Source organism: Bradyrhizobium sp. HKCCYLS3077, assembly GCF_051167555.1.
Classification (GTDB): Bacteria; Pseudomonadota; Alphaproteobacteria; order Rhizobiales; family Xanthobacteraceae; genus Bradyrhizobium.
This window is the reverse complement of the sequence record NZ_JBNPTH010000013.1, coordinates 1-15,099: the sequence shown is the minus strand read 5'-3', so window position 1 is coordinate 15,099 and position 15,099 is coordinate 1. Positions and strand designations below refer to the sequence as shown.

Sequence of the window (15,099 nt, the reverse complement as noted above, 5' to 3'; positions counted from 1 at the left end):
TCCAGTGGTCAACGTTCCGTTCAAGGTCTGGTTCTATCCGGAAACGGTGCGGAAATGTGAGCTTGAATCCGGCGTTTTGCGTCGCCACCTGTCAAAAATCGCTCACGCCCTTTTCAACTGGCCAATCCCCTCCTCCCATGGTGTCCTTCTCCGATCTCGTCGAGGAAGCGCGGCTCTCGGCCCGCGCCCTGCTCGATTATGGCGAGAGCTTTCTGAACCCGACATTACGGCTCGGCGTCACCGGGCTGTCACGGGCCGGCAAGACGGTGTTCATCACCGCGCTGATCCACGACCTCGTTCGCGGCGGACGCATGCCGGTGTTCGAGGCGCTGGCGTCGGGCCGTATCGCAAAGGCCTATCTCGCGCCGCAACCCGACGACGGCGTGCCGCGCTTTGCCTATGAGAGCCACGTCAAGGCGCTGGTCGCCGAGCGGCGCTGGCCGAGCTCGACGGTCGATATCAGCGAGCTCCGGCTGGTGATCGAATTTCAGCGCACCAACGGCGCCGAGCGCACCTTGACCCTGGACATCGTCGACTATCCCGGCGAGTGGCTGCTCGATTTGCCGCTGCTCAACAAGACCTATGAACAGTGGGCGAGCGAGAGCCTCGCGCTGTCGCGCAGCGAGCCGCGGGCAGATGTCGCCAAGGCCTGGCACGCGCATCTTTCGACCCTGTCGGCCGAGGGCCGCGAGGATGAGCCGGCGACGCTCGAGGCGGCCCGTCTGTTCACCGATTATTTGCGGGCCTGCCGCGATGAGCGCTTCGCGATGAGCCTGCTGCCGCCCGGACGTTTCCTGATGCCCGGCAATCTCGCCGGCTCGCCGGCGCTGACCTTCGCCCCGCTCGACGTGCCGGCCGACGGCAGCGCGCCGAGCGGCTCGCTGTGGGCGATGATGGCGCGGCGCTTCGAGTCCTACAAAGAAATCGTGGTGAGGCCGTTCTTCCGCGATCATTTCGCGCGGCTCGACCGCCAGATCGTGCTGGTCGATGCTCTTGCTGCGTTCAACGCCGGCCCCGAGGCGCTGCACGATCTCGAGGCCGCGCTGACCGGCATTCTCGACTGCTTCCGCGTCGGACGCGGCAATTTGCTGACGGCTTTGTTCAGGCCGCGGATCGACCGCATCCTGTTCGCAGCGACCAAGGCCGACCATCTCCACCACACCAGCCACGATCGTCTCGAAGCGGTGCTGCGGCGCGCGGTCAATCGCGCGGTCGCTCGCGCCGAGAGCACCGGCGCCGTGATCGACGTGGTGGCACTGGCAGCGGTGCGCGCGACGCGCGAGGCGCTGGTCGCGCGCGGCCGCGACAAGCTGCCGTCGCTGCTCGGCACGCCGGCCGCCGGCGAGAGCGCCAATGGCGAAATCTTCGACGGCAACACCGAGGTCGCCACCTTCCCCGGCGAGCTTCCGGCCGATGCCGAGGAGCTGTTCAAGGGCGGCGCCTATCGCGGCCTGTCCAGCGCGGGCGCCGACGGCACCGACTTCCGTTTCCTCCGCTTCCGGCCGCCGCTGCTGGTCCCGGAGGCTGGCGTCGAGCCGGCGCTGCCCCATATCCGCATGGACCGCGCCCTTCAGTTCCTGATCGGAGACCGGCTGCAATGAGCGATCGCGCCAAGCCCCGTCGGCCCCAGACCTTCCGGCTCGACGATCCCGATGTCGTCGTGGTCGATACCGAGGACGCCGCGCGCCCGAGCCGCGGCACCATCCAGATCACCCCGGAGGCCGATCCGGCGCAACTGCCGGTGCCGATCGAGACCGTGCTGCCGGCGCGGCGCGGCTTTCCCTGGGGCGGCTTGTTTTGGGGATCGGTCGGCGGCCTCGTCCTGCTCGGCCTGGGCCTCGGCGTCACCCGGCTGATCGAGGATCTGTTCGCGCGCAGCGAGGCGCTCGGCTATGTCGGCTCAGGTTTTGCCGCGGCAGCGGCGATCGCGCTGGCCGCCGTGATCGGCCGCGAGACCTACGGGCTGGTGCGGCTCGCCACGATCGAGAAGCTGCATCAGCGCGCGGCTGCGGTGCTGCTCTCCGATGATCGCGCCGAAAGCCGCGAGGTCGTGGCCGAGCTGTTGCGGATCGCGCACGCAAATCCGCGACTGGCGCGGCCCCGCGCCGCGCTTGCCGGTCATGCCGACGACATCATCGACGGCGCCGACATGATCAAGCTCGCCGAGCGCGAGCTGATGGCGCCGCTCGACATCGAGGCAAGACGGCTGGTCTCGGTCGCCGCGCAGCGCGTCTCGGTGGTCACCGCGGTCAGCCCGCGCGCGATGATCGACGTGCTGTTCGTGTTCGTCGCGTCCTTACGCATGATCCGGCAATTGGCGCGGCTCTATGGCGGACGTCCCGGCGCGCTCGGCATGATCAGTCTCTTGCGCCACGTCGTCGCGCATCTCGCCATCACCGGCGGCATGGCGGCGAGCGACAGCCTGATCCAGCAGGTGCTCGGTCACGGCATCGCGGCGAAGCTGTCACAGCGCCTCGGCGAAGGCGTGCTCAACGGCCTGCTGACGGCGCGGCTCGGTCTCGCCGCGATCGACGTCACGCGACCGATGCCGTTCGCCGCGCTGCCGCGGCCGGCGCTCGCGGATCTCGCCAAGGACCTGCTGCGCAAGCAGGAGGATGACGAGAAATGATCAGGCGTACGGCGTGGCGTCGGGATCGCCGGCGAGCCAGCGCCACTGGTACAGCGGCGACTCCGCCGGCGGCGAGAGCTCGGGCGTCCAGCCCGTCAGCTTGCCGAACGTGTAGCTGTCCATGACACGGCCGCGCCAGCTCCGCTCCACGCTGCCGAGCGGCTCGCGCCGTGCGGTGGTGCCCGCCAGCAGCGGTGCGGTGTTGTCCGGCTCGCGCACGACATAGAGCCCGGCATGATCGGCGATCAGGTTCATGCCAGGGTTTCGAAAGCCGATAAAGCGGGCGCGCTCGTTGATCTGGATCACCGGCACGCGGCCGCGCAAGAACCAGCGCATCATCGCATAGGTGCGATAGTCGGAAGTCGCGATCCAGCTGGCGCCGGTGGTTTTGAGCTCCTGTTCGAGCCGCTCCGCCACCTGCTCATAGCCAGCCTCCGCGCCGATCGGATCGGTGCGGCCCAGGCAATTCCAGGGCGCGGCGACGTAATAGAGGAAGATCAGCACGACCATGGCGATCCCACTCGCCACCGCGATCCGCGCCCAGCGCAGCGTCGAGCGGATGAACCAGGCCGGAGCGCCGTCCTCCCTGAGCTTGACGATGTTGATCGCCACCGCTGCAAACCCGATCGGCCACATGAACATCGGCCAGGTGTCGCCGATCCGCAGAGTCAGGGATTTCCAGAGGAAGTAGAGAAAGGGAACGAGCACCGCCGTCGACAGCAGCATGCCGACCGGCTCCCGCGCGCGATAGCCGCGCCAGGCGGTCAGCGTCAGCGCCGTCAGCGTGACCGGCAGCAGCACGAAGCCGACCTGACCGAACTGCAGCCCGATGTAGTCACCGAGCGTCCGCAACGAGAAATCATGCGGCGCCGTGGCACGGACGAATTGGAAGCGGAACGAGGCCCAATCGTGCTGAACGTTCCAGATCAGCACCGGCGAGAACACGACCAGCGCGATTGCCGCGCCGAGCCACGGATACGGACTGAACAGCCAGCGGCCACGCCAGCTCGGCACGAGCAGGAACGCCGCGACGGCGGGCAGCAGCATCACCACCGTGAATTTGGACAACAACGCCAGACCGCCGAACATCCCGGCGGCCAGCCACCAACGTGCGTCATTGCATTCGGCGAGCCTGACCAGCGCCCACACCATCGCCACCGCGAACGGAATCGCCGCGACATCCGGCGCGACCTTGGCCATCAGGAGCCCGTAATACAGCGCGGCCTCGGGCAGCAGCACTGCGAGAATCACAGCCTGCACATTGTGGGTGACGCGGCGGACGATGTCGGCGAGCAGCACCTGCGTCGCGGCCATCGCAACGATGCCGGCGAAACGAACGCCGAGATTGGTGTCGCCGAACAGCGCGGTTCCCAGCCGGACGAACCAGGAGATCATCGGCGGATGGTCGAGGAAGCAGAGCTGCAGCTCCTTCGACCAGGTCCAGTAATAGGCCTCGTCGGTGCGCAGATCGAGAGCGGCCGCATAGACCATGCGCATGATCGTCATGCCCGTGATCACGGCCAACGGGATCAGCCACGCCGCGCGCTGGTCCTGGGATTTTCGGCTGTCAATGTCGGGAGGGATGGTCGCCACGGCGTGCTTTTCCCCGACATGGCCGGACGAGTCAACGCGGGAGTCGATGCTCGTGCGCAGACGCCCCGCCGATACCGCCGCCGCTCGGCCATCGCCTCTAGGCCGTGCTGGAATAAATCTCTAGTTTGGCGGTTCACGCTCGCACGGACCGCATGACCCGCTTCTCGCTTCCACACCATCTGCGCACCGCGTTTCGCGGCCTCGGCCTCCGCCAGATCCGGCTGGTCTGCGGGATCATCCTGTTCTGCTATCTCCTCAGCCACTTCCTCAACCATGCCCTCGGTAACATCTCGCTGGACGCCCTCGCCGAAGGCGTGTCCTACCACATCGCCTTCTGGCAATTCCTCCCCGTCGCCATCGTATTCTACGCGGCCGCTCTGACGCATAGCGGGCTGGGTGTGTGGGCACTGTATCAGCGCCGGCAATTCAGCTGCGGCACGATCGAGCCATTGCAGCTTTTGCTCGGCCTGAGCATTCCCGCGCTGATCTTCAGCCACATCGCGGGCGTGCGTCTCGGGCAGACGCTGTACGGACAGGAGAAGCTGTACCCGCAGGTTCTGTATTCCTATTGGACCGGCCCGTCCTGGCGGCTCTGGCTGATGTCCGCGGCACTGCTGACGTCGTGGACCCACGGCTGCATCGGGCTGCATTTCTGGCTGCGGCTGAAGCCGTTCTACAGGCGCGCGGCGCCGTGGCTGCTCGCTTGCGCCGTACTGATCCCCACGCTGGCGCTGCTCGGCTTCTACCGCGGCGGCCGTGACGTCATCGCCGCGAGCACGACCGCGCAATGGCGCGCCGAGAACCTGTCTCAGAAGCAGATGGGAACCCCCATGGAGGGGGCAAAGCTCGAAGCCATCATGAACGGTTTCCTGATCGGCTATCTCGGCCTGATCGGCATCGCGCTCGCCGCCCGCGGAGCCCGCGCGTTGCACGAGCGGCGCGGCGGGGTGGTGACCCTGTCCTACAACAACGGCCGCGTCATCCGGGTGCCGAAGGGCCTCTCGGTGCTGGAGGCCAGCCAACGCAACAACGTACCTCATGCCAGCATGTGCGGCGGACGCGCGCGCTGCTCGACGTGCCGCATCCGGGTGATCGGCGATCCTAGCCACTTGCCGCCGCCATCACCACGGGAAGCCTTGGTCCTGGCGCAGGTCGGCACCGACGATCCTTCGATTCGGCTGGCCTGTCAGTTGCGTCCCACCGACGACCTGTCCTTCTTCCAGTTGTTCATGCCCAACCTGGCGCATGGAGCGCACAGCAACCCGAGCGCTGGCATCGGGCAGGAACGCTATCTCGTCAGCCTGTTCGTCGACATGCGCGGATCGACCAGCCTTGCCGAGAAGCGCCTGCCGTTCGACGTCGTGTTCATCGTCAATCGCTTTCTCACAGCGGTCTCACAAGCCGTGCTCAGCAACGGCGGGCAACCTAATCAGTTCGTCGGTGACGGCATGCTCGCGCTGTTCGGACTGTCGACGGATCCGCAGGTCGCCTGCAGCCAGGCGATCCGGGCCGCGGGTGACATCGCGGTCAACGTCGCCGAGCTCAATCGGCTCCTGAGCCACGATCTGCCCGAGCCGATCCGCTTCGGCATCGGCATTCACGGCGGCGAAGTCATCGTTGGCGAGATCGGCTATCGCGACCACATGGTGTTTACGGCGCTCGGCGATGCCGTGAATGTGGCCTCGCGGCTGCAGGACCTGACAAAGACACTCGGCTGTCAGGTCATCATCTCCGACGACGTCTACGCGCGGGCCGGGATCGGTCCGGACATCCTGCCGCAGCGGGAGGTGGAGATCCGCGGCCGCGCCGAGCCGATGCGGGTCCGCACCGCTGCGGAGCCCACCGATCTCGTGGCAGGTGGAGGCGCTGCCGCATGAAAGGTCTCATTGAACCTGTCCGCAGCCTGCGCTGTCATATCGAGAACGGTTGCGACGGGGTGGGCGCGCGTCGGTCGAAAGCCGCAAAACCGCCACGATATCGATCGTTTCGGGCCAGGAGCGCCCGCTGTTTGCGCTACCAAGCCTGTCACAACCGCAGTAGTCTCGAAATCCGGGCCTGACGGTTTGCGGGGACCGTAGGCTCGTTCTGGATTGATACCCGCGGAGGCAACGTATGGCTAAAGGTACGGTCAAGTGGTTCAACCCGACCAAGGGCTATGGTTTCATCCAGCCCGCGGCCGGGGGCAAGGACATTTTCGTTCATATCTCCGCAGTGCAGAAGGCCGGACTCACGACCCTCAACGAGGGGCAGACCATCGAGTACGAAGAGATCGCCAACCGTGGCAGGACGTCGGCTGAGAACCTCAAGGTGTAGCAGGCGCGGCGCGCCATTCCGTCAGACGGCTTTTCGGCGCACGCGTTCCAGGCACCACGCCATCGCTATTTGACACGACGAGATCAGACAGGAGCGGCGACCGCTCCTGATCACATGTTTCATATTGTTTGTAGTAGCATCCGTCTTCCCCGCCATTGCCTCGCCCGCCCGTCCCGGGTCAAATAGGCCCCGAACCGCGCCGACACCGGAATTCCAGCGCGCGGAAACGATGACGGGAGTGACGCCACATGGATGACAAGGGCATTTTTCATGGCCTGAAGGTGCTGGATTGCGCGAGCTTCATCGCCGCCCCTGCCGCCGCCACCGTTCTTTCCGATTTCGGCGCCGACGTCATCAAGATCGAGCCGCCCGGCGCCGGCGATCCCTACCGCAACCTCCCGAACCTGCCCGGCTATCCCCGCAGCGAGCACAATTACGCCTGGTATCTCGAAGCCCGCAACAAGCGCAGCCTCGCGCTCGATCTGTCGAAGCCGGAGGCGCAAGACGTCCTGCAAAGGCTGGTTCGCGAGGCCGACGTTTTCATCACCAACTTCCCGCCCTCGGTCCGCGCCAAGCTCGGCCTCACCTACGAAAGACTGGCGCCTTTGAATGAGCGGCTGATCTATGCGTCGTTTACGGGGTATGGGGAAAAGGGCGAGGAGGCCGACAAGCCGGGCTTCGACAGCAACGCCTATTGGGCGCGGTCCGGACTGATGGACCTCGTCCGCGCCGACGAGAGCACGACGCCGGCGCGCTCGGTGGCCGGCATGGGGGACCATCCCTGCGCGATGGCCTTTTATGGCGCGATCGTCACGGCGCTGTATCAGCGCGAGCGGACCGGCCAGGGCTCGCATGTGGCCTCCAACCTGATGGCGAACGGCGTCTGGGCGGCCTCCGTGCTCGCCCAGGCCAAGCTGTGCGGCGCGACCTTCGTCGAGCGGCGGCCGCGCGAGCGGGCGCTGAACGCGGTCGCCAACCACTACAAGTGCCAGGACGGCCGCTGGATCATGCTGTCGCTGCTCAACGAGGAGAAGCAGTGGCCGATCCTGGCGCGCTGCTTGGGCCGTGACGACCTGATCGACGATCCGCGCTTCGCCACCAAGGCCGACCGCCACGCCCGCTCGGTCGAGCTGATTCACGAGTTCGACGCGGTGTTCGCGACCAAGCCGCTGGCCGATTGGCGCAAGATCCTCGACGGCAGCGGCCTGGTGTTCGGCGTCGTCGGAATTTTGGACGACATTCCGAACGACAAGCAGATGCTGGAGAACGAGGTGCTGGTGCCGTTCGAGAACGACACCATGCTCACCGTCAGCAGCCCGATCTTCATCGACGGCCAGCGCAAGGTCGCCCCGCGCAAACCGCCCGGCGTGGGCCAGCACAGCGACGAGATCCTGCGCCAGGCCGGCTTCGACGACGACGCCATCCAGACCTTGCGCGCAAAGGGCGCGGTGGCCTGAGCTAGCGCGTCGCGATGAAGCACATGCCGAAGCGCGTCGCGGGGCCGGTCTGACAGGATAGCCTCGCGGCGCAGCTCCAGGTCGAAAAGCTCCTGTCGTTGCCGGCGGCCTCGCTCTTGGCCGCGTAGCAATGCCCGCCCCAGCCGTCATTGTAGACGGTGCCCGCAAGTTCGTCGCTGCCGCGCAGTTGCGGACGGCTGGCGAAGCCGCGCGAGAAGTCGGGTGCGCGGCCTTCGGCGAAGGCAGTGAGGATGTCGCGACGGCGCACCTGGTCGCCGAAGAAGTGCGGCGAGGCCGGCACCACCGTGGTGTTGGACGGCTTCTCGGCCATCCAGTCGACGCCCGGGAAGTGGAAACCGCCGATGCCGCGGGTCTGGTGGCAACCGCCGCAGCTCGCATCGTTCAGGCGCCGCTCGAAGCCGGCGACCGATTGAATGGTCTGCAGCGCCACCCCCTGCGCGGCCGCCTTCTCCAGCGCCCCGACCACGTCGGCCTCGCTGAAGACCGCGCCCTTCCCTTCCTCTCCCTGCACCAGCCCATAGGCCGGCAGCAGATCCGAATTGACGAAGCCGGTGGGCGTCGGCGCCACCGCGACCTTGGCCAGGAACTTGTCCGGGATCACCGCCATGCCGCGATCGAACGCGGCGAGATTGACCGGCTCGAGCAGCCACGCCTTGAATTCGCGCGCGAGATCCGCGTCGGCGAGCAGCCGGTCGCGATCGACCTGATCCTCCAGCACCGCCTCCTCGAAGCTGTTGCTCGCGGCCTGATAGTCGAACACCTTCATCATGTAGTCGGTGCGGAATTCGCGCACCGCCGATTTCGGCGCATGCGCGATCTGCAGATTGGTCTCGATGCGGTGGATGTTCTCCGGCCGGATCAGCGCCAATGGTCCGTCGGGCGCGGCCAGCTTGGCCGCCAGCTCGGCGCCGGTCAGTTTCAGGTTGGCGGTCGCGAGCCAGCGGCGCGCGATGTCGGCGCAGCTCGGCCTGTCGCTCTTGGCCTGCTCGTCGCTGCGCGCCTTGAGCACGACGTTCAGCGTCATCGGCAGCCTGGGCGACGCGACCTCGCCGCCTTTGGCCTCGGGCGGCGTGGTCCGCGTCAGGCGATACAGCAGCCGCACCTCGCCGCAATGAGCGGGATCGACGAAAGCGCGGTCCATGCGGTTGACGATTCCGGCCAGCACGAAGCGGGCGTCGGAAGAATCCAGCACCGCGCGGTCGAACAATTGGAATGCGTAGGCATTGCCGACGCCGATGCTTTCGTTCGGCAACGTCGCCTTGTGCTTGTCGACATAACGGTCGAACTCGGCGTCGAGCGCCTTGCGTACGGGGACCATGGCAGGCAGCGCGAACAACGCGGCGCCGGTCAGCGGCGCTTCGCTTTTCGCGAGCATCGCGCCGAGCCCGAACGCACCCTTGTCGAGCTCGCGCAGCGCGAACGGCTCGAGGATCGCGGTGCCGCGCTCCAGCGGCGCGCTCTCGTCGGCGTGGGCGAGCGAGCTCAGGCCCAGCAGCACAAGACCAATGACAGACAGTCGCAAGACCGGCCTCCTCGCTTCCGACGTAGACGCAACTGACGGCCTGCTAGCCCTCGAACATAGCCGAAAGGCGGCGGCTGCAGCCAATTGTGCGACGAGGCGCCTCACGTGCCGGTGAGGCGCCTCGTCGACTGCGTTCACGAGAAGATGGTCCGTCAGCGCGCGACGACAAGCCCCTTGGTGGTGACGACGACCCAGCGGCCGTCCTGCTTGCGGATGGCGTCGACCTTGCCGAGGCCCGGAACGGGATCGCCGGCGTAGACTTCATAGAGGCCGCCGCGGCCCTCGATCAGCGCCCCGCCACGGCCGACGTCGCGCAGCACCCAGCCGTCGACAACCTTCGGCTTGCTGGCCTCGGCCCGCGCCGCATCGGCGGCCCGGCTCGCCTCTGCCCTTGCGGCCTCGGACTTGGCTGCTTCGGACTTGGCTGCTTCGGCGCGCGCGGCTTCAAGCATCCGGCTCGCTTCCTGCCTGGTGGCCACGCCTGCAGGCGGCGCAGCGGCATTGATGGCGCCGACGGCCTGCGGGACAGATGCGTTGGCGTCGCGCGTCGCCGGCTGCTGCGCCGTGGCGGACGCCTGCGCCGCGCGCAGCCGCTCCACCGCGTCGCTCAGGCGCTGCAATTCGCTCGGCTTGGCCGAGGACTTGGTCGACAGCTCGCCCAGGATCTTCTCCAGCCGGTCGATGCGCTCGGCCGACTTGTTGAGTTCGACCAGGCTGGTCTGATTGGTCTGGTCGAGGCTCGCTTTGAGCGCGGCGATATCCCCGTCGATCCGCGCCACGGTGGCGGCGAGCGTGGGATCGGTGGTGGTCTCCGCCGTGCCGCCGGCGACCTCGCCGCCACTGCGCTTGACGAAGGTGGCCGTGACCAGACCTCCGGCGACTCCGCCGACGACCATCGCCAGCAGCAGGATGGCAGCCATCGCGGGAAGGCCGAGGCGCGCGGCCGCGGCGCGCTGCGCCGCGATCACGCCCGGCTGCGGCGCGGCGGCGCCGGCCGCTGCCGCGGGGCTGGCCGTCTTCGCTGAATCGGCTGGGGTCGGCTCGGGCTTGAACTTCGCTTTGGCCCAGGCCGTGGCCTTGTCCACCGCGGCGCTGGCGATGCCGGCCTTCGCCGCCGTCTCGACATTTGCTGCGGCCGGGCGTTTCGCGGCCAGGTCGGGCTTGACCGCTGCAGCCGCAGGCGCAGCCGATTCCGGCTTGATCGCCAGATCGGGCTTGGCCGCCAGCTCGGGCTTGGAGACGGGCTCCGGCTTCGCCGTGGCTGCCGGCTTGGCCGACACGTCGGCCTTGTTCGGCAGCTCCGCCTTCTTATCGGGCTTGATCTCCGATTTGGACGGCGTGGCCGCCATCGGCCCGATCTTGGGCGCGCTCGCCGCGAGCGATGACAGTTTGGGGGTGTCGACCTTGAGCGGTTCGCCGGCGGCAGCGGTCTTGATCGGTGGAGATTTCACCGGTTCGGTCCGCATCAGGTCGAGAATCGTCGGCGATGATCTTGCGATGTTCGAGGTGGTCGCGGCCTCGGACTTGCCGGGCAACGGCTTGGCGAGGTTGATCCTGCCGGGCTCGGGCTTGGCAGGCGCAGGCTTTGCGGCCTCCATCTTTGCAGGCTCGGCCTTTGCGGTCTCAGGCTTTGCTGTCTCAGGCTTGGCCGGCTCGGCCTTGATCGTTTCGGCGTTGTCCTGGATCGGCGCCGGCTCTGAATGGGTCATCGGAGTCGGTTCGATCTTGGCCGGCTCGATCTTGGCAGGCTCGACGTTGGCCGGCTCCGTGATCATGGCAACGGCCTCTGGCTTGGCCTCCGTCTTCGTCGCAGCGGCTTCCGCCACGACCGGCTTGGTCTCGCTCACGAGTTGCCCCGGCACGTCCGCCGCAGGCGCTTCGTGATCCGGCGCGATCATCGGCTGTGCGACCGCGGCAACCGCAGGCACGGCGGACTCGGCGACTTCGGGAGATGCGGGGGTGTTCAGTACCGGCTCTGCGCCATCCTTGGCCATGCCAAGGCCCATATCAGGGCCCCTATCGAGGCTGGCCCGTTCGGCCTGTTTCTCGCTCACGTTCAGAGTCTCCGCATGACGTTGAGCACTTGGTAACCTTAGTTAGCGTTTGATTGATTGCTAAAATCTTACTTTTCGAAGGCTTGGCTGAGTTTTAGGGATTCATCCGGGGCGGATTTGCGCCAACAAAGTGGAACTCGTGTGGCAAGCGGTGCCTGAATATGCGGCTGATCGGGACGCGGCGACGAGCGCTCTGTTCAGCACCGCGAGCAGCATGGCACGAGCTCGCGGCACGATTGCGCCCGAGGTTTGGCAGGCTTGTCTCCCTCCCGACTCGTCGGAGGGCGCAGGGAAGACCGGGTATCGACTGATACCCGCGGCCCCCGTGCGGGAAAAGAGTGCACGGGGCAGGAACCACAGGCTCAGCCGGACACACCCGGCCTTCCCTGCGCGATGGCTTTACGGCTGCTTCGTAGTCTCCCCGGTGCGCCGGGCTTTCTGGTCACCGTCATCCGCAGCAGGCGAAGCCTGCTTACGAACTTGGCATCGGCATCGGGATGCCAGGACCCTACGACTTGACCGTCCGCATCCGGCTTGCTCGCCGGCCCCGCTCATCGCGAAGCCCCAAGCCCGACACGGCCACCGCTCCCCGCTGCCACGTCTCGTGACGATCGGCCGACACGCCCCTCTTCATCGCAGGCGGGATGGCCGGAATCATCGTCGTGATTTGCCCGACAACACAAGGGCGCAGCGTGCGGCAAACTGGCTCGACGGGCAAATGGCGCATGAGGGGATTGCGGGAATTGCCCGTCGTGCGGGCTAAGAATCTGAATGCGCCAGTATCACCCGCATTTGCACAGTAGGATCACAGGCCGTCAGGATGGCGCGACAGCCAATCCGCATGGCGTGCCTTGAGACGGTTCACGTCGGCAACAGAGGCAGGAAACAGGTCGAAGCCACCGTCGTAAGGAGCGAAGATCGCTCCGTTGCTGCCGTTCATCCACAAGGTTGGCCCTGTCTCACCGTCAGCTCTGGCTATCAGCAAGTCGTCGAAGCTCCTCTCTTGCCAGCGCACCAAAGTCACCGCTGCGATCCAATGATGGTCGTCATCCTCGGCGTCGGGGAATCGAAAGGACGCGTCAGGCTTGAACGAGGATGCAGCGGGAGATGACATCGTCTCTCCCTCGGCGCGGCATTGGACCAGCCAGCAATCCGAGTCAGGGGAGAGGATCTCAGTTCCTAACGCGTTCGCCCGGTGCAGAATCTCCTGACGCTCCTCAGCGCTGTCCGCGTAGCGCTTGGAATTCGGCACAGCGTGGAAACGCACCCAGGGCGTTCGCTGCGCGCTCCTGAGAACATACGCCAGCGGCGGCGCGATGCCGTGGAAGCGGGACCAGCTGGCCTGGAAGAGGTCGAGGAGCTGTGTCGTCTGATCGTTCATAGGCGACCTGGCTGAACAGAGAAGGACTGACTGGGGAATGTCATGGTCCATGCCAGTTGCATGCCTCGACCCTTCTGACTGTGGCGTTCGGCACACATGACGTCACCCCATGTCGTCACCGTTGATCCCGAGGGCTCAAGATGACCCGCTCCCGGCAACGACCAGCTACCGGAGACTGCCCGCGAAACGCTCGGCCAGACGCTGCGTCTTGAACGCCTCGGCGACCCAGTCGACGAAGACGCGGGTCTTGCCCGGCAGCAGCTTGCGCGATGCGTAGTAGATCGAGATCGCGCCGGCGTCGGCGTACCAGTTGGGAACGAGGCGCAGCAGCGCTCCCGATTCCAAGGCCGGCAGGACGTCGGCGCTGGCGGTCAAGGTGACGCCGAGGCCGAGCAGTGCGGCCTCTCGCATCGCCACGGGATCATTCACCACAAGGGTCGCAGGAAGCGGCGCGGCCATTTCCCGGCCAGTGACGTCGCGCATGGTCCATTGCCGGATACGTCCCGTATCGAGCGAGCGCATGACGATGCCGTCCATCTCGCGCAGCCGGCCGGGATCGGCCGGCAGCTTGCGCCCTTTCAGATAGGCGGGGGAAGCGACCGCGATGATATGCGCAGGCGCCAGCGCGCGGGCCACGATCCCGGCGGAGCGGTCGAAGCCGCCGCCGATCGCGACGTCATAGCCTTCGGCGATCAGATCGACCTGGCGAGTCTCGAAATGCCACTCCGGCCTGATGCGCGGGTGGCGCGCCCTGAAGCTCGACAACTGAGGCAGGATGTACATCATGCCCAGCGTCGGGGGCATGCTGACTTTGAGAGTCCCGGCCGGATCGCCCTTGTCCGTCGCAATCCCCGCGATCGCTGCCTGCAGGCTTTCGAGGTTGTCGGCAATCGCCGCGCGGAACGCTTCACCGGCTTCGGTGAGGGTCAGCTTCCGCGTCGAGCGCTGGAACAGGCGCACACCGAGGTTGCGCTCCAGGGTCGCGACGTTGCGGCTCACCGCAGCGGGCGTGATCGACAGGCGCCGCGCGGCCTCCGAGAAGCTGCCCTGCTCCGCGCTGCGGATGAAGGACTCGAGATTGGCGAGAGTTTCCACGCCTCCACTTTAAAACATTCGTTGAAAATCCTGCAAGCCACGGCCGGCTAATCCTGCCGCTCGGCTTCGGTCATGGTGACTTCAGCGGACGACTGGACCTGAACGAATGTGGCCCGCAGCGAGAAACGCTGGACGGTCCGCCGCTGATCAACAATGCGAGACGAAAGGCAGGCGCGTGATGACAACCTTCAATGAATCCTCCGAACCGGCACGGCGCGATCCCAGCATCGGCATCATCGGCGCGGGGAATATCGGCCGCGCCGTCGCTGCGGCGCTCGCCCGCAACGGCATCGCGGCAACGCTCTCCAACAGCCGCGGCCCCGACAGCCTTGCAGAGACCGTCGCCGCGATCGGGCCGAGCATCCGCGCCAGCACGCGCGAGGAGGCCGCGGCAAAGGACATCGTTGTCGTCGCAGTGAACTGGTCGAAGCTTCCAGCGGCGCTCGCCGGCCTGCCGAACTTCGCCGGGAGGATCGTGATCGACGCCAACAATCCGATCGAGGCGCCGCTGTTCAAGCCGGCCGAGCTTCATGGCCGCACGTCCTCGGAGATCGTCGCCGGCATGGTGCCGGGCGCTCGCGTCATCAAGGCGTTCAACCATCTGCTCGCGCCGGTGCTGGCGGGCGATCCCCGCAGCGAAGGCGGCCGGCGCGTGCTGTTCTATTCGGGCGACGATGCGGACGCGAAAGCCGAGCTTGGCGCGCTGATCGACCGCCTCGGCTTCTTCGGCATCGATCTCGGTCCGCTTTCGATCGGCGCACGTCTCGTCCAGTTCCCGGGCGGCCCGCTGCCCGCGCTCAATCTCGTCAAGTTCGACTGACCGCAGCCGCCCACCAGGGCTGCCGCACATGACAATCGAAGATTGGGCTCCTCTCTCTCAGCGCCGTCATGGCCGGGCTTGTCCCGGCCATCCACGTCGTTCCCAGCGTGCCGAACGACGTGGATGCCCGGGACAAGCCCACGGCTGTCCGGTACGAAACGTGCTTGAGAATGTGCACGGCGTTGATTCTGTTCAGGTTCAGAAGGTTGCGAAT

Annotated in this window: 11 protein-coding genes and 1 pseudogene; 6 read left to right on the top strand and 6 right to left on the bottom strand. The window is 66.6% G+C overall.

All coding sequences use genetic code 11. The features are described from left to right. The first annotated feature begins 137 nt into the window (after positions 1 to 137). Complete coding sequence (locus ACQR0Z_RS34255) at positions 138 to 1,601, top strand: YcjX family protein (RefSeq protein WP_434878477.1); 1,464 nt, start codon at positions 138 to 140, stop codon at positions 1,599 to 1,601. Continuing rightward, positions 1,598 to 2,629: a YcjF family protein gene (locus tag ACQR0Z_RS34250; protein WP_434921585.1), complete on the top strand. Its 1,032-nt coding sequence runs from the start codon at positions 1,598 to 1,600 to the stop codon at positions 2,627 to 2,629. The genes ACQR0Z_RS34255 and ACQR0Z_RS34250 overlap by 4 nt, the downstream gene beginning before the upstream one ends. Here the strand turns inward: ACQR0Z_RS34250 and ACQR0Z_RS34245 are convergent, their stop codons facing one another. Further along, entirely contained in the window at positions 2,630 to 4,135 is a 1,506-nt protein-coding gene (locus ACQR0Z_RS34245) for a glycosyltransferase family 39 protein (protein WP_434921645.1), read from the bottom strand. 239 nt (positions 4,136 to 4,374) lie between these two features. On the opposite strand from ACQR0Z_RS34245, the gene ACQR0Z_RS34240 reads away from it, so the two are divergent. The 3 genes from ACQR0Z_RS34240 (at position 4,375) to ACQR0Z_RS34230 (ending at position 7,992) form a co-directional block, all read left to right on the top strand. Further along, positions 4,375 to 6,099, top strand: a complete 1,725-nt coding sequence (locus tag ACQR0Z_RS34240) for an adenylate/guanylate cyclase domain-containing protein (protein ID WP_434921584.1) — start codon at positions 4,375 to 4,377, stop codon at positions 6,097 to 6,099. Between the two features lie 235 nt (positions 6,100 to 6,334). Beyond that, positions 6,335 to 6,535 carry a cold-shock protein gene (locus tag ACQR0Z_RS34235; RefSeq protein WP_434860019.1) on the top strand — a complete coding sequence of 67 codons (201 nt, stop codon included), beginning with the start codon at positions 6,335 to 6,337 and terminating at the stop codon, positions 6,533 to 6,535. Positions 6,536 to 6,783: 248 nt separating this feature from the next. Beyond that, positions 6,784 to 7,992: a CaiB/BaiF CoA transferase family protein gene (locus ACQR0Z_RS34230; protein ID WP_434921583.1), complete on the top strand. Its 1,209-nt coding sequence runs from the start codon at positions 6,784 to 6,786 to the stop codon at positions 7,990 to 7,992. Position 7,993: 1 nt separating this feature from the next. Here the strand turns inward: ACQR0Z_RS34230 and ACQR0Z_RS34225 are convergent, their stop codons facing one another. From ACQR0Z_RS34225 to ACQR0Z_RS34210, 4 genes and pseudogenes are all read right to left on the bottom strand, one after another. Then, positions 7,994 to 9,535, bottom strand: coding sequence for a hypothetical protein (locus ACQR0Z_RS34225; RefSeq protein ID WP_434921582.1), 1,542 nt, complete (start codon positions 9,533 to 9,535; stop codon positions 7,994 to 7,996). Positions 9,536 to 9,687: 152 nt separating this feature from the next. Continuing rightward, positions 9,688 to 9,867 (bottom strand): annotated as a pseudogene (locus tag ACQR0Z_RS34220) (hypothetical protein); the annotation flags it as partial. 2,527 nt (positions 9,868 to 12,394) lie between these two features. Then, complete coding sequence (locus tag ACQR0Z_RS34215; RefSeq protein ID WP_434921581.1) at positions 12,395 to 12,970, bottom strand: DUF3885 domain-containing protein; 576 nt, start codon at positions 12,968 to 12,970, stop codon at positions 12,395 to 12,397. Between the two features lie 165 nt (positions 12,971 to 13,135). After that, positions 13,136 to 14,065 carry a LysR substrate-binding domain-containing protein gene (locus tag ACQR0Z_RS34210; protein WP_434860015.1) on the bottom strand — a complete coding sequence of 310 codons (930 nt, stop codon included), beginning with the start codon at positions 14,063 to 14,065 and terminating at the stop codon, positions 13,136 to 13,138. 178 nt (positions 14,066 to 14,243) lie between these two features. Between ACQR0Z_RS34210 and ACQR0Z_RS34205 the strand changes: the two genes are divergently transcribed. Then, positions 14,244 to 14,885: an NADPH-dependent F420 reductase gene (locus ACQR0Z_RS34205; protein WP_434921580.1), complete on the top strand. Its 642-nt coding sequence runs from the start codon at positions 14,244 to 14,246 to the stop codon at positions 14,883 to 14,885. Here ACQR0Z_RS34205 and ACQR0Z_RS34200 read toward each other — a convergent pair. Next, the coding region (locus ACQR0Z_RS34200) for a hypothetical protein (protein ID WP_434921579.1) at positions 14,872 to 15,099 on the bottom strand (228 nt) is incomplete at its 5' end. The genes ACQR0Z_RS34205 and ACQR0Z_RS34200 overlap by 14 nt on opposite strands.

Excerpts from the sequence above, each read along its gene's own strand:
- ACQR0Z_RS34255 (WP_434878477.1), top strand. The coding sequence starts at position 138 with ATGGTGTCCTTCTCCGATCTCGTCGAGGAAGCGCGGCTCTCGGCCCGC.
- ACQR0Z_RS34205 (WP_434921580.1), top strand. The coding sequence starts at position 14,244 with ATGACAACCTTCAATGAATCCTCCGAACCGGCACGGCGCGATCCCAGC.
- ACQR0Z_RS34230 (WP_434921583.1), top strand. The coding sequence starts at position 6,784 with ATGGATGACAAGGGCATTTTTCATGGCCTGAAGGTGCTGGATTGCGCG.
- ACQR0Z_RS34215 (WP_434921581.1), bottom strand. The coding sequence starts at position 12,970 with ATGAACGATCAGACGACACAGCTCCTCGACCTCTTCCAGGCCAGCTGG.
- ACQR0Z_RS34240 (WP_434921584.1), top strand. The coding sequence starts at position 4,375 with ATGACCCGCTTCTCGCTTCCACACCATCTGCGCACCGCGTTTCGCGGC.
- ACQR0Z_RS34235 (WP_434860019.1), top strand. The coding sequence starts at position 6,335 with ATGGCTAAAGGTACGGTCAAGTGGTTCAACCCGACCAAGGGCTATGGT.
- ACQR0Z_RS34250 (WP_434921585.1), top strand. The coding sequence starts at position 1,598 with ATGAGCGATCGCGCCAAGCCCCGTCGGCCCCAGACCTTCCGGCTCGAC.
- ACQR0Z_RS34245 (WP_434921645.1), bottom strand. The coding sequence starts at position 4,135 with ATGACGATCATGCGCATGGTCTATGCGGCCGCTCTCGATCTGCGCACC.